The 18,978-nt window shown below is 40.6% G+C and carries 22 protein-coding genes; 7 read left to right on the forward strand and 15 right to left on the reverse strand.

Annotation, left to right across the window (positions count from 1 at the left end; all coding sequences use genetic code 11):
- Nucleotides 1–50: 50 nt before the first annotated feature.
- From SJPD1_RS10740 to SJPD1_RS10760, 5 genes are all read left to right on the forward strand, one after another.
- The gene (locus tag SJPD1_RS10740; RefSeq protein ID WP_096047842.1) at nucleotides 51–1,175 is read left to right on the forward strand and encodes a bifunctional 2-C-methyl-D-erythritol 4-phosphate cytidylyltransferase/2-C-methyl-D-erythritol 2,4-cyclodiphosphate synthase; all 1,125 of its coding nucleotides are present in this window, start codon (nucleotides 51–53) and stop codon (nucleotides 1,173–1,175) included.
- Nucleotides 1,172–2,059: a response regulator gene (locus SJPD1_RS10745; protein ID WP_096047165.1), complete on the forward strand. Its 888-nt coding sequence runs from the start codon at nucleotides 1,172–1,174 to the stop codon at nucleotides 2,057–2,059. Before SJPD1_RS10740 ends, SJPD1_RS10745 begins: the two co-directional genes overlap by 4 nt.
- Nucleotides 2,037–3,230 carry a sulfate adenylyltransferase gene (locus tag SJPD1_RS10750; protein ID WP_096047166.1) on the forward strand — a complete coding sequence of 398 codons (1,194 nt, stop codon included), beginning with the start codon at nucleotides 2,037–2,039 and terminating at the stop codon, nucleotides 3,228–3,230. Before SJPD1_RS10745 ends, SJPD1_RS10750 begins: the two co-directional genes overlap by 23 nt.
- 8 nt (nucleotides 3,231–3,238) lie before the next feature.
- Nucleotides 3,239–3,709 carry a phosphatidylglycerophosphatase A family protein gene (locus tag SJPD1_RS10755; protein ID WP_096047167.1) on the forward strand — a complete coding sequence of 157 codons (471 nt, stop codon included), beginning with the start codon at nucleotides 3,239–3,241 and terminating at the stop codon, nucleotides 3,707–3,709.
- Between the two features lie 78 nt (nucleotides 3,710–3,787).
- Nucleotides 3,788–4,354, forward strand: coding sequence for a YceI family protein (locus SJPD1_RS10760; protein WP_096047168.1), 567 nt, complete (start codon nucleotides 3,788–3,790; stop codon nucleotides 4,352–4,354).
- Here SJPD1_RS10760 and SJPD1_RS10765 read toward each other — a convergent pair.
- The 9 genes from SJPD1_RS10765 to SJPD1_RS10805 are packed head-to-tail and all read right to left on the reverse strand — an operon-like array spanning nucleotide 4,349 to nucleotide 10,677.
- Entirely contained in the window at nucleotides 4,349–4,936 is a 588-nt protein-coding gene (locus SJPD1_RS10765; protein WP_096047169.1) for an IMPACT family protein, read from the reverse strand. The two genes, SJPD1_RS10760 and SJPD1_RS10765, sit on opposite strands and share 6 nt — an antisense overlap.
- Nucleotides 4,936–5,757 carry a ModD protein gene (gene modD, locus SJPD1_RS10770; RefSeq protein WP_096047170.1) on the reverse strand — a complete coding sequence of 274 codons (822 nt, stop codon included), beginning with the start codon at nucleotides 5,755–5,757 and terminating at the stop codon, nucleotides 4,936–4,938. The genes SJPD1_RS10765 and modD overlap by 1 nt, the downstream gene beginning before the upstream one ends.
- Nucleotides 5,758–5,800: 43 nt before the next feature.
- On the reverse strand, nucleotides 5,801–6,466 hold the full coding sequence (gene modB, locus SJPD1_RS10775) for a molybdate ABC transporter permease subunit (protein WP_226372189.1): 666 nt from the start codon (nucleotides 6,464–6,466) through the stop codon (nucleotides 5,801–5,803).
- Between the two features lies 1 nt (nucleotide 6,467).
- Nucleotides 6,468–7,178 (reverse strand): molybdate ABC transporter substrate-binding protein, encoded by a 711-nt coding sequence (gene modA / locus SJPD1_RS10780; RefSeq protein ID WP_096047171.1) that lies wholly within the window; start codon nucleotides 7,176–7,178, stop codon nucleotides 6,468–6,470.
- Between the two features lie 9 nt (nucleotides 7,179–7,187).
- The gene (locus SJPD1_RS10785) at nucleotides 7,188–8,045 is read right to left on the reverse strand and encodes an ABC transporter ATP-binding protein (RefSeq protein ID WP_096047172.1); all 858 of its coding nucleotides are present in this window, start codon (nucleotides 8,043–8,045) and stop codon (nucleotides 7,188–7,190) included.
- Nucleotides 8,042–8,725 carry a molybdate ABC transporter permease subunit gene (modB, locus tag SJPD1_RS10790; protein WP_210394437.1) on the reverse strand — a complete coding sequence of 228 codons (684 nt, stop codon included), beginning with the start codon at nucleotides 8,723–8,725 and terminating at the stop codon, nucleotides 8,042–8,044. The genes SJPD1_RS10785 and modB (SJPD1_RS10790) overlap by 4 nt, the downstream gene beginning before the upstream one ends.
- 7 nt (nucleotides 8,726–8,732) lie before the next feature.
- Nucleotides 8,733–9,134 (reverse strand): TOBE domain-containing protein, encoded by a 402-nt coding sequence (locus SJPD1_RS10795; protein ID WP_096047174.1) that lies wholly within the window; start codon nucleotides 9,132–9,134, stop codon nucleotides 8,733–8,735.
- Nucleotides 9,127–9,876, reverse strand: coding sequence for a molybdate ABC transporter substrate-binding protein (gene modA / locus SJPD1_RS10800; protein ID WP_096047175.1), 750 nt, complete (start codon nucleotides 9,874–9,876; stop codon nucleotides 9,127–9,129). Before modA (SJPD1_RS10800) ends, SJPD1_RS10795 begins: the two co-directional genes overlap by 8 nt.
- 21 nt (nucleotides 9,877–9,897) lie before the next feature.
- Nucleotides 9,898–10,677 carry a TOBE domain-containing protein gene (locus tag SJPD1_RS10805; protein WP_087439141.1) on the reverse strand — a complete coding sequence of 260 codons (780 nt, stop codon included), beginning with the start codon at nucleotides 10,675–10,677 and terminating at the stop codon, nucleotides 9,898–9,900.
- A gap of 208 nt (nucleotides 10,678–10,885) precedes the next feature.
- Between SJPD1_RS10805 and SJPD1_RS10810 the strand changes: the two genes are divergently transcribed.
- Nucleotides 10,886–11,809, forward strand: coding sequence for a D-alanyl-D-alanine carboxypeptidase family protein (locus tag SJPD1_RS10810; protein ID WP_096047176.1), 924 nt, complete (start codon nucleotides 10,886–10,888; stop codon nucleotides 11,807–11,809).
- Between the two features lie 33 nt (nucleotides 11,810–11,842).
- Here SJPD1_RS10810 and proC read toward each other — a convergent pair whose 3' ends face one another.
- From proC to SJPD1_RS10835, 5 genes are read right to left on the reverse strand one after another with little or no spacing between them, the layout of a single operon-like run.
- Nucleotides 11,843–12,589: a pyrroline-5-carboxylate reductase gene (gene proC / locus SJPD1_RS10815; protein ID WP_096047177.1), complete on the reverse strand. Its 747-nt coding sequence runs from the start codon at nucleotides 12,587–12,589 to the stop codon at nucleotides 11,843–11,845.
- Between the two features lie 38 nt (nucleotides 12,590–12,627).
- The gene (locus SJPD1_RS10820; RefSeq protein ID WP_096047178.1) at nucleotides 12,628–13,848 is read right to left on the reverse strand and encodes an ABC transporter permease; all 1,221 of its coding nucleotides are present in this window, start codon (nucleotides 13,846–13,848) and stop codon (nucleotides 12,628–12,630) included.
- Nucleotides 13,845–14,555, reverse strand: a complete 711-nt coding sequence (locus SJPD1_RS10825; protein ID WP_096047179.1) for an ABC transporter ATP-binding protein — start codon at nucleotides 14,553–14,555, stop codon at nucleotides 13,845–13,847. The genes SJPD1_RS10820 and SJPD1_RS10825 overlap by 4 nt, the downstream gene beginning before the upstream one ends.
- On the reverse strand, nucleotides 14,555–15,739 hold the full coding sequence (locus tag SJPD1_RS10830) for an efflux RND transporter periplasmic adaptor subunit (protein ID WP_096047180.1): 1,185 nt from the start codon (nucleotides 15,737–15,739) through the stop codon (nucleotides 14,555–14,557). Before SJPD1_RS10830 ends, SJPD1_RS10825 begins: the two co-directional genes overlap by 1 nt.
- Nucleotides 15,736–17,094, reverse strand: a complete 1,359-nt coding sequence (locus tag SJPD1_RS10835; protein WP_096047181.1) for a TolC family protein — start codon at nucleotides 17,092–17,094, stop codon at nucleotides 15,736–15,738. Before SJPD1_RS10835 ends, SJPD1_RS10830 begins: the two co-directional genes overlap by 4 nt.
- A gap of 144 nt (nucleotides 17,095–17,238) precedes the next feature.
- Here SJPD1_RS10835 and SJPD1_RS10840 point away from each other — a divergent pair, with 144 nt between their 5' ends.
- A complete protein-coding gene (locus SJPD1_RS10840; RefSeq protein ID WP_096047182.1) occupies nucleotides 17,239–18,030 on the forward strand; it encodes an RMD1 family protein in 792 nt (263 codons plus the stop codon).
- A 75-nt stretch (nucleotides 18,031–18,105) separates the two neighbouring features.
- On the opposite strand, the gene SJPD1_RS10845 is transcribed toward SJPD1_RS10840, so the two are convergent.
- Nucleotides 18,106–18,933 carry a mechanosensitive ion channel family protein gene (locus SJPD1_RS10845; protein WP_096047183.1) on the reverse strand — a complete coding sequence of 276 codons (828 nt, stop codon included), beginning with the start codon at nucleotides 18,931–18,933 and terminating at the stop codon, nucleotides 18,106–18,108.
- Nucleotides 18,934–18,978: the final 45 nt, after the last annotated feature.

Below are 18,978 nucleotides of genomic sequence, written 5' to 3' on the forward strand. Positions count from 1 at the left end.
AAGCTTTCGAAATGTATAATATTGTAACACTTCAGAAAAAAGGACAAAGTTTGCCCGATTTAGCGCTTGTGATGTTAGGTGCAGGTAGCTCTTCACGGTTTAATCAACATGTTAAAAAACAGTGGTTACGCATTGAAGATGCCCCCTTATGGCTTTTTGCTACTCAAAATCTCCAACAGCTTTTTCCTTTTAAGCAAATCATTGTTACCACAACACCTGATGAATACTTTTATGCCAAAAAGTTTAGCGAGTCCATTACGTTCGTCGAAGGTGGGGCGACCAGACAAGAATCTCTTGCCAATGCTCTTTTACATGTAAAGACACCTTATGTACTGGTAAGTGACATTGCCCGCCCCTGTGTTGACCAAGAGATGCTTGTGCGTATCTTAGCGGAGATGGAAAACAGTGACATTGTGGTTCCGTATCTGCCAGTTGTCGATACGGTGGTTTATGAAGATGCTACAATTAATCGCGATCATGTTAAGCTCATTCAGACTCCCCAACTCTCACGCACAGAACTCTTACGAAAAGCCCTTCAAACACCAACGCTGTATACCGATGACAGCAGTGCCATCAAAGCAATGGGTGGGAAAGTCACTTATGTTTTGGGTAATCCTGAAGCTAAAAAGCTTACATGTAAAGAAGATAGCGCCACTATTTCATGCCTCAAAGCCCCTTCTTCTATCCCTTTTGTCGGAGAAGGTTTTGATGTGCACGCCTACGAAGAAGGTAAAGTCATGATGCTTGGTGGTGTGGAAGTACATCCAACCACTGGCTTTAAAGCGCATTCCGATGGCGATGTTGCGATTCATGCGCTCATCGATGCTCTTTTAGGAGCGGCGGGAGCAGGTGACATTGGCGAACTGTTCCCCGATAATGACCCACGTTATAAAAATATTGATTCAAAATTTTTACTAAAGGAAGTGTGCTCGTTTTTAGCAAAAGTGGGATTCGAGATCATTCATTGCGACATTACCGTTATGGCAGAGTTTCCACGTTTAAGTGCCTTTAAGGACAAAATTAGATTTACCCTTGCTAACATTATGGCAATTTCACCTATCCATGTGAATGTAAAGGCAACCACGACAGAGAAACTAGGATTCGTTGGAAGATGCGAAGGTGTTGCAGTCAGTGCAACGGCTACATTAAAATATTATGATTGGACGAATGTATGAAGATTTTAATCGTTGAAAACGAGATTTATCTCGCTCAAAGTATTGCCTCCAAGTTGATGGAAATAGGACATTTATGTGAAATTGCTACCAGTATTAAAGATGCGCTCAAAGATGAAAAATACGACGCAATATTACTTTCTACCAATATCTCTGGGCAAAATTTTTACCCTGTTATTGAAAAGCATCGTTCCTCTATCATTATTTTAATGATTTCCTATATTAGTAATGACACCGTCACCAACCCGATCAAAGCAGGGGCATGTGATTATATTCAAAAACCATTTATGATCGAAGAGTTGATCCGAAAATTGCAACATTTAAGCGACTTTAAAAATCTCAAAAAAGAGAATGAAACCTATAAAGAGTATGTTAAAAACCTCTTTAGTAGCGCAAATTTAGAACCTCTTGATAAAAAGACCAAATTTCCAATTCTCATCAAAACCAATTTTCAAAAACATGCCGATGCCCTTGTCTTTAACTATGCACAGACACAAAATGAAACATTTACGTTCATCTCTTTAACGCAAAGTACGGCGTATGAAAAGATCGCACGTGCAGGAAGTGAGGAGTTACTCTACATTATTGACCTTCAAAATCTTAAAAAAAGCGAGAAACTTAAAGTCTACAACATTTTGGAGGGTAAACGTGCTATTATTTGTAGCACTGACCCGAACGAAGAGAGTGACTTTACAAAACTAGAACTCACAACTGACAGCAAAATTTTAGATCAGGGTGATATTTTATGTATTGATGATTATGTCAAGTATGTCATTTTCAATTTTCAAAATAAATTTCCCGATACAGAACTATCAAAAAAACTAGGAATATCTCGCAAAAGCCTCTGGGAGAAAAGGAAAAAATATGGAATCAACAAGAAAAAATAACCGACAACTCTTTTTAGATAAAGAGTTTATAGCAACCCTTGCCCTTGCCAAAGAAGGTGTTTTACATCCTGTTGACAAACTGATGAACAGTGCAGAAGCAAGGGAAGTTGAACAAAGTGGCTATTACAAAGGTAAGCCCTTCCCTTTCCCTTTTATCATTGCTCCTGCTGGTGAAAAAAACAGGGAAGTCTTGACAACAGCGTATCAAGGTGAACCTCTTGATTTTATGGTTGATGGCAAGATCCGAGGAACAATCATCGTTGATGAAGTGTTTGAGGTTGACAAAAAAAAGCGCATTGAGCAAATTTTTGGAACGTATGACATTTCCAACCCTGAAACCCAAATGTTCCTCAAACGACTTGGAGACATCGCCGTATGTGGAGAGTATGAGCTCCAATTTGATGATGTTAAAAATGTTAAAAATAAAATTGCCGATGCCAAAGCTCAACTTGGCGCTAAAAATGTCTCTGCTATTATGATGAATGCCAATCCTTTTCATAGAGCCCATGAGCGAGTCATTCGGATTACCCTTGAAAAGTGCGATATGTTAGTTATCTTTTTGCTTAAACCTTACAAGCAAGATATCCTCTCTTATGAGTTACGTCTCAAAGCACTTCAATATTTTGTTGATAATTATTTACCCAAAAACAGAGTTGTGATTGTACCCTTTGAAAATACATACCTCTTCACTAGCTATAAAAATGCTGTTTTAGATGCCATTTGTGCGTCAAACTTAGGGTGTAATAAACTGGTTCTTGGTCAACACCATAGTGGTATTGGTGCCTACTATGATCAAAATGAGATGAAGTCTGTTTTAGATCATTATGAAGACCTCGCTATCGACATTGAAATCATCACTGAATTTGTCTATTGCAATGAATGTAAAACGTTGGTGAGTACCAACACCTGCCCTCATGGTGGACATCACCATATCAAGTACCACGCTAAATCACTTTTAGAGATTTTAAAAGCAGGAATGTTACCACCAGCCATATTTATGCGCAAAGACCTTTCAGCCTTACTGCTCAGTGAACTCTTTAAGCATCGCTTTTCCAATATTGGAAAAATTTATGATGCAATTTTCCCTAACAGCGGTCTTTTAGAATCCCATGATGAACGTGATTTTTATCTTGAACTGATGCGTTTACATCAAACCACCTCTTTAACTTAGGACTCATTATGCCAAATGCTTTTTTAACTTTTTTTTATACAGGGCATACCCCAAAAGCGCCAGGAACAGCAGGTTCTTTACTGGCTGTGATTTTGGGAGCATTGATTATCCGCTATATTTCGATGGAAACCATTGTCCTTTTAACCATTTTATTTACAATTTTAGGGGTCAAACAGATTAATGCCTATGAGTCTATGAGTGGTAAACATGACGACAGTCGCATTGTAATTGATGAAGTGATTGGTGTGTGGATTGCGCTTATTCTAAGCTCAGGTACTCTTCTTCAAATTGTACTCTGTTTTGTATTCTTTCGTATTTTTGATATTTGGAAACCTTCTTTAATTGGAAAAATTGACCGAAATGTTCAAGGTGGCTGGGGTGTCATCGGTGATGATATGCTCGCAGGCGTCTTAGCCGGTATTTGCAGTGCAGGCGTTTTTCAACTCTTTGAATACGCCAAAACGACTCTCTTAAACTAAAAGATTACTTTTGGGCAACACCGGTGCCATAAGCCATATCAAACTATACTTTTCTTAATTTATTAAGAAAGGAATACGATGAACTATCTTTTGAAACCCATTATGGCACTGGTCTTTCTCCTCTCGCTTTCAAATGCAAAAGAGTTTGTCATCGACAATGCTCATTCCAACATAGGCTTTTCGGTTAAACATATGATGATTTCCAATGTTAAAGGTAACTTCAATGCCTATACAGCGGATATTGACTTTGATGCGGACAAAAAAGTCTTCAACAAACTGAGTGCAAAAATCGACGCAGCGTCTATTGATACAGGTATTGCAAAACGCGATGACCACTTACGTAGCAGTGATTTTTTTGATGTTACAAAATTTAAGACCGTTGATTTTGTGATGACGTCTATGAAAGATGACAAAGTGTATGGCAAAATCACCATCCATGGTGTTACAAAAGATATCGTCTTAGTCAGTACCATTCATGGTGTGATCAAAGATTTTCAAGGTCACCAACGTGTAGGTTTTAGCTTGGAAGGAAAACTCAATCGTAAAGATTTTGGTTTAACATGGAATAAAATCTTAGAAGGTGGTGGACTTACTGTCGATGACACGATCAATCTCGCTATTGAAGTGGAAGCTATCGAATTATAAGCGTTTAAAACCATCTCTTTCAAACGTGTGAGCGAAGAGCAAAAACTGCTCTTTCTCTTCTTCGCTCACCTCTATCTCCCACACCACGCCATCACTTTCAAATTCTCTTTTTACTACAGTTATATTTTGTGTTGTAGTATAGTGTTCAAAGCGTGGTACGAGAGGATAGTCAGTTTTACATGTAAGGATTTCTTTAAAGAGAAAAGGGATAAGTTTAGCATGAGCAATCACCTCTTTAGCACTGCTTCCATAGGCTCTTACCAATCCACCCGTCCCCAGTTTTATACCTCCAAAATATCGCACAATCAATAGCCCAGCTTCAATGAGTTCAACACCTCGCATGACATTGAGTACAGGAGGACCCGAGGTGCCTTTGGGTTCACCATCATCAGAGTTGTTTTCAACGACTTGTCGAAATTCGTTGTAAAAACGCTTTGCCCAAACGATATGTGCTGCTTTAGGATGATCATTTTTGAGCTTTACATGTAAAGATTCAAACGTGCTCATTGGACAGAGATAAGCTAAAAATGTCGACTTCTTCTCTTCGACCTCCGCGGTATAAATCTGCTCAATAGTTTGCATCAATCCTCTCTTGAAATGATGACTTTAATGTCAACAGGTTTTGCATGATACGGTGAAGAGGTCACAATAAAATCAACCCCCGTTTGGGCATAGGCAACAATGTTTTGCTCACCAATACCTCCTGTCGCAGAAAGAAGCAGATTTGGGAACTCTTTTTTGAGTCTCACACAGCGCTTTAAAGTTGCAAAATCCATCTTTTCACATTGTAGTATCTCTGTTCCAAGGGTAGCAAAATAACGTGCTTCTTCATAGCTATCCACTTCCACGACAATCTTTTTTTCCAAATATTTTTGTTTCATTTTAGCGAATTGTGCTTCAAAAGCGGCATCACTCTCAAAAAAGACACGGTGTTGTTTAAAGACTAAAACAGAGTCATAAAGCCCTAAACGGTGATGTGCCCCACCACCTGCATAGACTGCTTTGAGTGCTAACTCTTTGGTACGAGGGAAAATCTTACGTGTGGTTAAAAGTTCGATTTTGGGATTGACTTCTCGTGCTAGCGCAATCATTGTGTGAGTTTTAGTCGCAATACCGCTTAAAAATTCGAGAATATTTTGACTTACTTTCCATGCCTTATGCGCAGCATCTGCTCTGCCATAAGCTTCTAAGATAAGCTCGCCTGCTTCGAGTCTATCGCCACACTCTTTGTAGGCATGTGTTTCAAGCCCGAGCTTATCACACATCTCTTTGACAAATTCTACACCACACAGCACAATAGGCTCTTTGGAAGCAAATGAAATCTTGGCTTTGTGCGACCCAATATCCAATCCTACCGTGGTCATGTCAATTAAGCCGACATCTTCACGTATCATATCCATCATAAGTAAACCTTTACTAAATTATAATATTGTAACACAAGATGATTTAAAGAAATGACTCCTCTTTTTGAAAAAAATGCAGTGCCGTAAAGACAGTTAAAGAGATCGCGATGAGAATAGCACATAAAAACAATGCTAAGCGGTATTCTCCATCAAAGACAGCATTGTAAATGGCTAAAGAGACCGTATCCGTTTTACCCACAAGGTTTCCACCAAGCATTAGCGTAATGCCTACTTCGCCCAAGGCACGTGCTAATGCAATTAAAAGAGCCGCAATCACACTTTTTTGAATACAGGGAAGAATGATGAAAGTAAATGTATGAAACCTACTCTTGCCACTCATATAGGCTGCCTCTTTAATCGCTTTAGGGAAAAGCTCAATGGCTGACTGAAGAGGTTTGACCATGAGTGGAAGGGCAGCTACAAAACCTGCTAACACCAACCCGTTAAAGTCAAAAATAAACCGTATACCCATTGCATTCAAGAAACTTCCTATCCAACCGTATTTACCTAAGAGGAGCAGCAGTAAAAATCCAATGGCAATGGGAGGAAAAATTAGAGGAAGCGTCACAAGTGTTTCAAGAAACCACTTGTATTTTAAGTTTTCTTTAGAGAGATAATAAGAAAGTGGAATACCCAAAAAGACCAAAAGGAGTGCTACCACACTGATGGTTTTAAGGCTTAGCACCAAAGGGTGCCAAACCTGTACCATATCAAAGCCCATATTTAACAAATATCTCTTTCGCTTTCGGTGTTTGCAAAAAAGCAACAAACTCTTGACATGCTTTATCTATTTCACAGGCTTTTAAACTCCCTGCAACGATCTCAATAGGTGTATAATACGTTTGCGGGATTTTGAGGTAACCACCAATTTTATCCATGCTATCCAGCGCTGCGGTTAGGTTCATAATGCCCACATCCACCTCATGGGTACTCACATAAGAACTTACCTGAGGAACCGTAGCAACGACCAAAAGTTTTTCTTTCACGCTTTCATACAATTTGGCATTATGTAAAAACTCTATGCCAGCATCACCGTAAATCGCTTTTTTAGCTTCAGGCATTGCAATGGTTTTAATGCTCTCATTTTTCAAATCTTCAATGCGTGTAAATGAAATCCCTTTAGCATAAGCGATGACAGCAACACCCTCTCCTATTTTCTGATAATGTTCAAAATGGAGCTCTTTCTGCTTCTCTAAAAATTTTTTATCGGCAATAACTAAAGCTATTTCCGTCTGTTTGGCTTGGGCAAAAATTTGTGCCATATTGCCATAAATGGCATCTACCTTGGTATGATTTTCGGCATATACTTTAAGGACCTCTTGCACAGGTTTTTTATACCCTGCTCCCACGGCAATTTTAAAATCATCTGCAATCAATTGGCTTAACAAAGCGATACAGACGCCTATCACCATCTTTTTCATTCTGTTCCCTTAGATCAATTTTTGCAAAATCGGTGTAAACGCTTTAGTTCCTATGCTTACGCTATCGCCTACCCGTAAATCTTTAGCTTCTCCACCATCAAGAACCACTTCAACAATCTGTTGTCCAATAGAGACAATGGCAACGTAAATCACATCAACTTTCACAATATCCAATAACTCGCCTTCAAACGAAAACTTCTGACTACCTTGTGTGCGAAGTAGCACACTTTTAGCATCTCCATCTTGCACGACGTGACCTTGAGAGAGGACAATCACACGAGAACTTAGTCGATACATTTCACTCGGATCATGACTTACCATAATCGTTGTGGTACCAAAGGCCTTATGAAGGGTTAAAATCTCATGTTGAAGTTTTGTACGCATGGAAGGATCCAGTGCAGAAAGAGGCTCATCCATTAAAAGTAATTTGGGTCTGTTCATCATCGCACGGCACAAACTCACACGCTGTTTTTGCCCGCCAGAAAGCGTTGCAGGTCTGCGATTGCCAAGCTCGCTAAGCTCTGTCATACTTAAAAGCTGATCGGCTAAAGCTTTATCTTTACGCACAAAGAGAAGATTCTCAAGGACGCTCATATTGGGGAAAAGGGCATAGTCTTGAAAGACGAAACCGATACCCCGTTTTTGGGGAGGCAGACAGTGTGCTTCATCAAGCCATACCTCATCATCTACTTTTATCTGACCTTTTGCACTCTCAAGACCCGCTAAAATACGAAGTAATGTTGTTTTACCACTGCCGCTTTGACCTGAAAGTGCCACGAAATTCTGTTTTTCAATCGAAAGCTTTACATGTAAATCCATCTTACCCATCGAGCCTAAAAGCTCTTTTTGGACATCAATCTCAATCATGCAATTCCTCCCAAACGATGACTCTGATTGTGATTAAAAACATAAACGCTTAAAAGCACGCAAAAGCTGATACTAACCATAATGGCACTGTAAATATGAGCACTGGTATAGTCCATAATCTCAACCATCTCATAAATAGCCACAGAGGCAACTTTCGTCTCACCGGGGATACTTCCACCCACCATCAAAACGACACCAAATTCACCCACAGTATGCGCAAATGTAATGACAATAGCCGTCATCAAAGAGGGCTTAATATTGGGCATTGCCACACAAAACAGTGTTTTGAGCTTACTTTTTCCTGCGATGTAGGAAGCTTCTAGCATATTTTTAGGCAACGTTTCAAAACCACTTTGAAGCGGTTGCACCATAAAAGGGAGGGAATAAAAGCAACTTGCCACCACTAACCCTGAGAAGTTAAACACCACCTTTATACCCAGTACATCTTGAAAGAATCGCCCGATAGGAGAATGAAACGAGAGCACATAAAGAATATAAAAACCTAAAACAGAAGGTGGCAAAACAATAGGAAGTGCCGTGATGGACTCAAAAATAGGCTTAAAGCGAGATTTACTCTGCGATAAATTCCATGCAATGAACAAAGAGACAATAAAGAGAATCGACGTAGTCATAGAAGCGAGTTTAAACGAGATCAAAAAGGGAGTAAACTCCAATGCCATCAGTTTATCAAACACCTTCTACCTCCATGACAAAAAGCTCACTTGCCTTCATCAACAAAGTGACATCATCCCCTACTTGGAGATTCATGCGCATTGAAGAGCCTAAAGTCAGAAAACTTTCTACCTCGCTTCCTTTTACATGTAAAAGAATATTGCTCAATAATTTTCCATTTTCGATACTCACAATCTTAGCGGGAAGCTGATTGGAATAACTAAGCTCTCCACTAAGATTTTTGGCAATTGCCACATGCGAAGGCTTTACGCCAAGGGTCACATGACTCATTACATGTAAACCCTTTGGCAAATCAAGCCCCATCATTTTAAGTATACTTCCCTCATAATCAAACGTGATGATATGAAGATTCTGCTCACCTTCAATCTGGGTAACAACAGCATGCAGTCTATTCATTGACGACATATCCATAATTTTTAAAGATTGCTTTCGCTTTAGCACTCAAAACAAAGTCATAAAACGCTTTAGCTTCCACATTTTTCTCTGCTTGTTTCAAAAGAACAATACCCTGAGCGATTGGTTTGTAAAGTTTTGGATCAACATCAACCCATTGAACGCCTTTTTTATACTCTTTCATTTTGTCGCTGTAAAAAGCAGAAGCATTAACAAAACCAACATCTGTCGCCGTCAATGAAAATTGTAACGCTTGTCCAATGCTATCGCCTTGAACGAGTTTTGGTTCAACTTTGTCTAAAATATTTGCATTTTTAAACGCCTCCATACTTGCTGTTCCATACGGCGCTGTTTTTGGATTTGCAATAGCAACTTTCTCCACTTTTGGATCTGCAATCACTGCAATACCTTTACTTAAATCAAGCCCTTTCGTGCTGACCATTGCTAAAGCGCCACTCGCATAAATAACAGGTTTCGTTACAGCAATACCATCTTCATACAAACTCTCAGGAAATTTCATATCGGCACTTAAGAAAATGTCAAATGGCGCACCACTTTTAATTTGCGTTGTAAATTTACCACTAGCACCTAGGATCGTATTGACTTTTGTATTTGGGTTTGTTTTAGCAAACTCCGTTTTAAGTGACTCTACCGCATCACTTAAATTGGCGGCAACCGCAACACTGATCTCTCCTGCAAGCAAACTCGCGCTTAACAAAACACTCGCTAATAACAGTTTTAACATAGAAACTCCTTGAATATTAGATTATTTTCCGATTAAGATACTACTCGATTTGATGATGGCACAGACACGCGACCCAACTGCAAGCCCTAAGGCTCTTACTGACTCAGCCGTAATGGTGGAAACAACCACATCGTTTTGACCAATATCTACACTCACTTGGGCATTAACCTCACCCAATTTAATGTCTGTGATCATCCCCACAAGTTTATTGCGAGCACTGGTCGCAATATCAAGAACATTGGAAATCAAAACCGATGAGGCTTTGATAATACCAACCACTTCATCCCCGATTTCTAACCCTAACTCTTCAACAGCACTATTGGTAATGGTCGATACAAGAATGACTCCACTTTTGAGTACAATACTCACCTCTGCATTGACTTTTGCCTGTTTAATCTCGCCGATTTTCCCCATCAGCTGATTACGTGCACTAATTTGCATAGCAATCCTTTGTATATGTTTTAAACTATTCATTTCAAAGTCGCCCATGGTTGAGAGCCGATTTAAAAACCTCTCATACTCTTTTTTTAAAACGGAATAATTGGCAACAACTTCTTCTCCTAAGGGTGTTAATGTCGTTCCACCACCACCACTTCCACCTGTGACACGCACCACTAAAGGATGATTGGAAAGGTTGTTCATCGTATCGACAGCTTCCCATGCAGCCTTATAACTGAGTCCTACTCGTTTAGCGGCACTGCTGATTGAACCTGTCTCGGCAATAGCTTCTAAGAGCTTCACTCTCTTTTCCAACAAAACTGGTTTGTCAAAGCTCATTACACCAGAGGCAATCCCATCCATTTTTCTTCCTTATGTATTTATTGTATATAACGATAAACCAGCGTTTAAATAATTTGGAACATTATAACGTTATTACCTTAATAGCTATAACGCTTTATGTTTATTTTTTGATCATTTAAAGCAAAGTGGCTATTTTAGCCATTTTAAAAGGTAATTTTTAAGAAACTTTATATAAAATGATTAAATAAATCCTTCAAAAAAGAGCAGCATGACACAAAAAATTTTATCGCTTATCTGCGGCGCATGTATTATTACCTCATCTCTGAGCGCAGCTTATCTTGACAAAGAGACTGCCGATCGTATTAAACGTAATACGGATTCTATTATTGCTAAAGACCTTAATAGTAAACAACTTATTTTTGCCAAAGATGAGCAAAAAATTAACCAACCTGCTAGTTTAACCAAGATTATGACGGCAATGCTTGCGATAGAAAGTGGCAGAATGAACGATGTCGTCACGATTACGCGTGAGATGATTCAAGTTGAACCTACCAAAGCAGGTCTTAGAGTGGGTGAGAGATTTTATCTTAGAGATCTTGTTAAAGCAGCAATGGTGATGTCAGCAAATGATGCGGCCATGAGCATTGGCGTTTACTTAGGCGATGGTGATGTCGATAAGTTTGTAGGTATGATGAACAGAAAAGCAAAAGCAATTGGCATGAGAAATACCAACTTCACAAATCCTTGTGGTTTTGATAGTAGTAATTTTGGGCACCACTACTCTACTGCACTGGATCTTTTAACCCTTAGTGAATATGCCATTAAAAACAACGCATTTAATGATATGGCAAAACTCAAACGTCATGATTTTCAAGCCGTCAATACGAAGCGTAAATATGCGGCTTACACGCATAATAAACTCCTTAACAATTATAAATATGCCGTAGGAATTAAAACAGGATATACCCAAAAAGCGGGGCCTTGTCTCATTGCACGCGCTAAAAAAGACAACAAAGATATTTTAGTCGTTATGCTTAACTCTGAACACCGCTGGAACGATATTAAAACAATTTTTGAAGATGTTTTACCTGATCTTACCGAAACAAAAAGTAGCTCTCACAAAGTCATTTCTCATTCTAAAAGCACGAAGAAAATAGTATCAACGAAAAGAAAAGCTCATAAAATATCTTAAGGCTTGTCACAAGACAAGCCCTTTAGGCTTCTTCTATTTTGAAAAACCCTTTGCTCTCTCATACGATGCTTCCATCGCTTTTATAAAACTATCTCTCACTTTTCCTTCTTCCAATTTTGCATACCCAGCAGCCGTTGTTCCTGATGGCGACATCACTTTATCTTTCAAGAGTGCTGGATGTTCTGTTTTAAGTACTTCACCAACCCCTTCAAAAAGTGTTGCAATGTATTGATACGTGATTTCACGCTTCATCCCTAGGTTGACCGCACCATCACTTAAGGCTTCAGCAACGAGTGCAATCCACGCTGGAGCTGAACCTGAAAGACCTGTTGCGATGTCTAGCTCTTTTTCACTCTCTAACCAAAAACAGCGACCAATGGAGCTAAGTACATCCATTGCCTCATCTTTTAAAGCAACATCACCGCACAATGACGTAGCAGATTTTCGTACTAGCGCTGCCATATTTGGCATAGAGCGAATGTAATGCTTTGCCATAATGCCCGATTTGAGTTTTTCCAAATTAATGCCAGCCATAATGGAAATAACACCCTCTGCAATCCCTTTCGTGTGCAGCGTTCCAAAGGATTGAGGTTTAATGGCAAGAATAACAAGATACCCTTCCAATGAGGGAATTTCATGCACGATTTTGATGGTGGGATAGAGTTCTTGTAACTCTTTAGCGCGTGGGGGATATGCCTCTACCACCGTAATATCTTTTACATGTAAACCTTGAAGCATCGCTCCACCCATATTGCCGGCACCAATTAAAAGTAATTTCATTGACATTCCTATGCTAATTTAGAAGAATTATAGCGCATTTATTGGTAACGAAGTGCCTCAATAGGCTCTAAATTTGCCGCTTTACGCGCTGGATAGAACCCGAAAAAGACACCAACACCTGTTGCCACTAAAAAAGAGATCACAATAGAATTTTGTGTAATCACCACGCTAATCGGAAAGAAATGTGCCACAGTATAAGCACCGCCCACGCCAACGCAGACTCCAATCAAACAGCCAATGATGGAAATCATCAAAGCCTCAAGTAAAAACTGCACTAAAATATGATTTTGCTTCGCACCAATGGCGATGCGAATACCAATTTCCCGTGTGCGCTCAGTGACAGAAACCAACATAATATTCATGATACCAATACCGCCCACTAACAACGAGATCGAAGCAATCGCGGCTAACATCAATGACATCGCTTTAGTCGTCTTTTCAGCTGTATTAGCAAGAGCGGTGAGGTTACGAATAGTAAAGTCATCTTCGGCACTCTCACGCAGTTTATGGCGTTGACGCAAAAGCTGTGCCATCGCTTCTTCTGCTTGATCCATTGTCTCTTCAGAGCGCCCTTGCACCATAATAAACCGCACCGTACCTTTGAACTGACTTCCAAATAACTTTGTTTGCGCCGTAGTGATTGGAACCATCGCCGTATCATCTTGATCGCGCCCATCTAAGCTCTGTCCTTTTTTAGCCAGAACTCCCACCACAATATAAGGACTGTTTTTAATCCGAATCGTCTTTCCCACAGAAGATTCATCACCAAAAAGATTTTCAGCAACGGTTTTGCCCAGAACAACAACACGTGTTGCGCCTCTGACATCCGAATCCATAAAAGAGTAACCACTTTCAATCGCCCAATCACGCACTTGAAAAAATGAGGGCGTTGTTCCTATGACTTGAGTGTTCCAGTTTGCAGACTGGTAAACCATTTGAGCAGAACCCGATGAGACAGGAGCCGTTGCAGCAATGTTATCAATCTCCTCCATTGCCGTTGCATCCGATATGGTCAGTGTTTGCACCGCACCACTTCCGATACGTACACCGCCTGACGTCATTGAACCTGCAAGTACAATAAAAAGGTTACTCCCCATCGAAGCAATAGACTCTTTCACTTTGGCTTGCGTTCCAGCCCCAATGGATGACATCAAAATAACAGCACCGACACCAATGACCATACCCAGCATCGTTAAAAAGGTACGAAGTCTATTGGCACCCATCGCACTCCATGCTTCAGCCAACATGATAAATGTCATTGTGCTTTCTCCATCATCCGTGCAGTTGGACCATCGTGTTGTATTTTGCCATCCACAAAATTAACCAGTCGTTTGGCATTCTCGGCAATATCGGGTTCATGTGTGACTAACACAACCGTAATGCCCTCTTTTTCATTGAGATCACTAAAAAGTTGCATAATCTCTTGACTCGTTTTAGTATCAAGATTTCCTGTAGGCTCATCCGCTAAAATGAGTTTTGGGTTATTGATAAGGGCACGAGCGATGGCAACACGTTGCTGCTGACCTCCTGAAATATGTGTAGGAAGGTAGGTTCCAAAGGCTTCCAATCCCACATTTTTAAGCATCATTTTTGCTCTTTCTCTGCGCTCATGTAGACTCACTCCAGCATACACCAAAGGCAATGCAACATTGTCAATCAGGCTTTTGCGTGGCAACAAATTGAAACCTTGAAAAACAAACCCAATAACCGTATTACGAAGTGTTGCGAGATCATTTTTACTTAAAGAAGTTGTATTGGTTTGATTGAGAAAATACTCTCCCGAAGTTGCTTTATCAAGGCAACCCAGAATGTTCATAAAGGTTGATTTACCTGAGCCTGATGGTCCCATAATTGCTACAAATTCACCACTTTGAATGGTCATATCAACCCCTTTTAACACACACACTTCTCCCGCATCGGTATAATAATTTTTCGTTAAATGCGTGATTTGGATGACTTCATTCATTAGAAGGGTCTTCCCATTGGACCACCTACTGCGGCTGCTTTTGCAAAAGCTTTTGACTCTTCAAGGATGATTTTATCACCTGCTTTAAGTTCATCGCTCACGATCTCAGTAAAACGATTATCGCTAATCCCTGTCGTCACTTTAATGGCTTTTGGCTCACCGTTTTCAAACACATACAATACGCCAGTATTTGGTTCTTTTCTTTCTTTTTTAGCTTTTTGAGTATCGCCTGTTCCTTTGGGCGACATTTCTGTGGGCTTATAACGCAGTGCCGCATTGGGAACAACCAAAACATTTTTGCGCTCCGCCAAAATGACATTCACATACGCCGTCATGCCAGGGGCTAAGATTTCATCTGGATTTTTGAGGGTTACAACCACATCATAGGTGACAACATTGGAAACGGTTGTGGCATTCAGCCTAACTTGTTTGACAACACCGGTGAAAGCGTTATTGGGAAACGCATCAACTGCAAAATTAACGTTCTGCCCCACTTTGATGCGACCAATGTCGGCTTCTGCAAAGTTGGAGTCAATCTGCATTTCACGAAGATCTTGCGCGATTTTAAACAGTACCGGCGCTTGCAAACTTGCTGCCACTGTCTGACCTACATCAATTTGTCGATCAACCACAACACCCGAAACGGGAGAGCGCACAATCGTATACCCTTGATTGGTACGGTCTTTTTGAGACTGTGCACGCGCTAAATCAAGTGCGGCACGAGCCGACTTTAAGGCTTGCACCGAAGAGTCCAACTCTTGTTTCGAGATATACTCTTTTGAAAAAAGTTCCCGCGATCTTTTTTCATTGGCAACAGCAAGCTCCAGTGAGGCTTCAGCACTTTTAACACTCGCCGCACTTTGTGCCGCTTGTGCATCTAAAAGAGCGGGGTCAAGCTCAGCCAAAATTTGTCCTTCCGTAACACGATCATTAAAATCAACGTAAAGTTTAATCACCTTTCCAGAGACTTGCGTACCTACCGTTACCAAAACCAAAGGGTTGAGTGTGCCATTGGCAGCAACACTTTGTGTGATGTCACCTAGTTCTAACGTGTGAAATTTATATTTTGCTTCAAGGGGTGGTTTCGTGTAGATTTCCCACGCTTTATAGCCACCCAAACCAACAGCGATTAGGACGATCAAAAGGGTCAATTTATGTAACAGTATCGTTTTTAAAAAGTTCATGGTTGTCCTTTTATCGTTGAAAAATCAAGTGAGCCCATCGCTTTAGCAAGGCTCGCTTTGGTAATGTACCAATTATAGAGTGACTGAATGTACTGCTGTTTGGCACTGGCAAGCGCACTTTGAGCACTGAGGAGATCAAGGATCGTGCCCACTCCTGCTTTATACCGACCCAGAGCAAGGTCATAGGAAGCTTGTGCACTCGCAACCAAGTCGCTACTCGTGCGTGTTGCTTGGGTTTCACTGATTAACGTTTGATACGTTTGATAAACCTCTAAATTGGCACTTTGAGAAAGTTTATCATACTCTGCTTCATTTATTTTGAGCTGTTGTTGCGCTGCTTGCACTTTATACTTGGTATTAAACCCTGTAAAGATGGGAATGCTCACATAAAGTCCGATGCTAGAGGTTCGCTGTGCGGTATCAAAAACGGTATTGGTGTGTCCTGACGTTGCAGAGAGTGAAAAAGTAGGCATGTTGTCTGCTTTGGCTGCTTTTATATTGGCTTCTGCTGCTTTAATCTTTGCACCTGCTGCCATAAGATCGGGTCGAAGTTTTTGTGCTTCTTCCATCAACGCCCTTATATTGCTTTCAAACACTTCACTGGGGATATCCAGCTTGGGTGTTTGAAGCTGTAAGGTTGTATCGGGAAGAAGTCCTAAAACACTGGCAAGCGTTCCTTGTGCACTTTTGACATTGCCCTCGGCTTGAATACGGTTTAGCATCGCTTGTGAATACGCCGTTTGAGCTTGCAAAGTGTCCGCGGGTGTGGCTGTTCCTACCGTGTAGCGTGTCTTGGCTGCATTGAGGCTCTCTAATGCGGAGCGTTCAGCCTCGCGGCTAGCTTCGAGGGAAGCATTCGAGCCAAACAAGGCATAGTACGCTTGGATGGCAGAGAGAAATACGGTTTGAATCGTATCGTTTTCCGAAAAGAGTGCTACATCGAGCAGTGATTTTGCATTGTCATAGGTTGCATCACGTTTGCCAAAATCATAGAGCAAATAGGAAAGCGTTACGCCAACGTTTTCTTGATTTCCTGTTTGGGTTTCACTGCTTTCAGCCCTGAGAATGGAACCCGTTGCGCTCAGTGTTGGCAAATACGCCGAGCGACTCACTCCCACTTGTGCGGCTTGGTAGAGCGATGTTTGCCAGGCTATTTTGGTCTGCGGATTGTTGCACAACGCACTCATAACCACATCCGATAAACCCAATGTTTTTCGTACATCGATGGTTGCACACGATGCTAATTTGGCTTGTTGATTTGGAACGAGTGCATGGGTATTCAATGGATCGAACTCCTCCGCACCAAGCATACTCATGATGCCAAAAACCATACACCCTAGTAACTTCAACTGCATTGGTATCCTTACGTAATGGACTCTTGATTTTATTATACTACGTTAATAGTAACATGAATTTGCTAACACTTCTTTACATGTAATACTTTAGTTTTAGTTTGGTTGTATACTTAGATCATAGAAATGATTTTGCAAGGAGTTCCTATGTCTTCGTCATTCTCTTTGGTATCCATATCCCTTCCAACCCCTTTTGCTAAACATGAAATAGAAACACTGCTGGATTGCTCTTTAAAAAAAGGAATCGAAAAAGCCTTTTACTGGCAATACCGTGAAACGTTCTTAGTCTATACCCAATTCAATGTCCTCACCTTTATCAACTGGGGAAAAGAGTCCATCTATAAAGCGCTTACCAAACTGGGTTTAAAGCATGCAGATACGTTTGAACAGCACACTATTTTTCAAGACTACCCAATTCTCATCGATCCCGATTTAGACGTTACATGTAAAGTCAGTAATGAAAGAATTATCCTAAAAGAACCTCTCTCGCTTTACCTGATCATCATTGCGCTTGTTGTCTCTCAAAGTGTTGGACTGGAAAAGTATGAGCAAGACCTCAACGTCCATTTTGATAAGAGCCAACAACTGCTCGATCTCACCCAAAGTTACGCACTGCTCAAACGTTCCAAACTCATCGAATTTGCGCGAACATTAATGAATATTCAGCATGGCATGGTCAGTGATCTTTTGTTGTTAGATAAACCCAATATTTTATGGGATAACGAAGAAGCGGAAAATCTTTACAACAGACTGTCATCAACACTTGAACTCAAAGATCGTTTTGAAATTGTTGAGCATAAACTGACCCACCTCAAAGAGGACATTAGTATGTCGCTCGATCTTTTTAACCAAAAACACAGTGAATTTTTAGAGTGGATTATTATAGGATTGATCGGTTTTGAAATCGTAATGGGGCTGATCGAATTTTTTAAACATTAAGACTCAGCCACCAATTTTTTGACGATCTTTCGCACGAGTGGAACAACGGTTAAAACCGCAGGAAAGGCGATGAAATCAAACTTTTTCTCCTAAAATACGCACTTCACGTTGTGGGTAAGGGATGGTGATATGGTTTACATGTAAAGTGTTATAGAGGGCAAGATTGACTTCAAATTGTGTCTTAAAATAGCTCTTGGTCGGAACCCAATAGCGAAGCCCCAATTCAATAGAACTATCGCCAAACTTAGCAATACCTACGACAGGTTTGTGCGTATTGCTGACCTCTTTAAAGCCCGATAATACCTCTTTGATCAAGGCAATCGCTTTAGTGGGGTCTTCCTCGTAGGCTACGCCAATACTTGACTCCACAATGCGAAATTCAAAAGAGTTGACCAACACATCACCGATCATCTTTTTATTGGGGATGGTGATGAGCTCTTCATCTTCATTGCGAAGCACGGTATAGGAGAGTTTGATCTCTTCTACCACGCCGTAAAAACTACCGATGGAAAGGGTGTCACCCACTTTAAACGGACGGCTGATGATAAGAAGCACCCCAGCTGCATAGTTCGAAACACTGCCTTGAAGTGCTAAGCCAGCAGTTAAGGAAACAGCGCCAATAGCCGCGACAAAAGGCGCAATAGAAATGCCTACTTTTCCAAGTGCTATGATGATCATTGCAGCAAAAATCAGCATTTTGACGACACTTGCCACAAATTTTGAAAGGGTCATGTCAAAATGATGGCTTTCAAAAAGGCGCATCAAAAGAGTATAGGTATACTTTGCCGCAAACCATCCGATAATGACGATAATCAGCGCCCCAATCAGTTGAAAACTATAGTTGGTTAAAAACTCAATAGCGATATTGTAAAACTTTTGAAGGGTTTGCAGTTCTTTGTCCATCTGTTTAACCTTTGCGATGAAGTAAAATATTATAGCATAGGATCA

Source organism: Sulfurospirillum diekertiae, from assembly GCF_002309535.1.
Lineage (GTDB): Bacteria > Campylobacterota > Campylobacteria > Campylobacterales > Sulfurospirillaceae > Sulfurospirillum > Sulfurospirillum diekertiae.

Bases quoted from the DNA above. Each gene is read 5' to 3' on its own strand.
- SJPD1_RS10835 (WP_096047181.1), bottom strand. From the start codon at position 17,094: ATGCAGTTGAAGTTACTAGGGTGTATGGTTTTTGGCATCATGAGTATG.
- proC (WP_096047177.1), bottom strand. From the start codon at position 12,589: ATGAAATTACTTTTAATTGGTGCCGGCAATATGGGTGGAGCGATGCTT.
- SJPD1_RS10810 (WP_096047176.1), top strand. From the start codon at position 10,886: ATGACACAAAAAATTTTATCGCTTATCTGCGGCGCATGTATTATTACC.
- SJPD1_RS10795 (WP_096047174.1), bottom strand. From the start codon at position 9,134: ATGAATAGACTGCATGCTGTTGTTACCCAGATTGAAGGTGAGCAGAAT.
- SJPD1_RS10745 (WP_096047165.1), top strand. From the start codon at position 1,172: ATGAAGATTTTAATCGTTGAAAACGAGATTTATCTCGCTCAAAGTATT.
- SJPD1_RS10785 (WP_096047172.1), bottom strand. From the start codon at position 8,045: ATGATTGAGATTGATGTCCAAAAAGAGCTTTTAGGCTCGATGGGTAAG.
- SJPD1_RS10845 (WP_096047183.1), bottom strand. From the start codon at position 18,933: ATGGACAAAGAACTGCAAACCCTTCAAAAGTTTTACAATATCGCTATT.
- SJPD1_RS10805 (WP_087439141.1), bottom strand. From the start codon at position 10,677: ATGGATGGGATTGCCTCTGGTGTAATGAGCTTTGACAAACCAGTTTTG.
- SJPD1_RS10755 (WP_096047167.1), top strand. From the start codon at position 3,239: ATGCCAAATGCTTTTTTAACTTTTTTTTATACAGGGCATACCCCAAAA.
- SJPD1_RS10820 (WP_096047178.1), bottom strand. From the start codon at position 13,848: ATGACATTTATCATGTTGGCTGAAGCATGGAGTGCGATGGGTGCCAAT.
- SJPD1_RS10760 (WP_096047168.1), top strand. From the start codon at position 3,788: ATGAACTATCTTTTGAAACCCATTATGGCACTGGTCTTTCTCCTCTCG.
- SJPD1_RS10830 (WP_096047180.1), bottom strand. From the start codon at position 15,739: ATGAACTTTTTAAAAACGATACTGTTACATAAATTGACCCTTTTGATC.
- modB (WP_226372189.1), bottom strand. From the start codon at position 6,466: ATGGTACAGGTTTGGCACCCTTTGGTGCTAAGCCTTAAAACCATCAGT.
- SJPD1_RS10840 (WP_096047182.1), top strand. From the start codon at position 17,239: ATGTCTTCGTCATTCTCTTTGGTATCCATATCCCTTCCAACCCCTTTT.
- SJPD1_RS10750 (WP_096047166.1), top strand. From the start codon at position 2,037: ATGGAATCAACAAGAAAAAATAACCGACAACTCTTTTTAGATAAAGAG.
- modB (WP_210394437.1), bottom strand. From the start codon at position 8,725: ATGGCATTGGAGTTTACTCCCTTTTTGATCTCGTTTAAACTCGCTTCT.
- modA (WP_096047175.1), bottom strand. From the start codon at position 9,876: ATGTTAAAACTGTTATTAGCGAGTGTTTTGTTAAGCGCGAGTTTGCTT.
- modD (WP_096047170.1), bottom strand. From the start codon at position 5,757: ATGATGGATATGATACGTGAAGATGTCGGCTTAATTGACATGACCACG.
- SJPD1_RS10765 (WP_096047169.1), bottom strand. From the start codon at position 4,936: ATGCAAACTATTGAGCAGATTTATACCGCGGAGGTCGAAGAGAAGAAG.
- SJPD1_RS10825 (WP_096047179.1), bottom strand. From the start codon at position 14,555: ATGAATGAAGTCATCCAAATCACGCATTTAACGAAAAATTATTATACC.
- modA (WP_096047171.1), bottom strand. From the start codon at position 7,178: ATGAAAAAGATGGTGATAGGCGTCTGTATCGCTTTGTTAAGCCAATTG.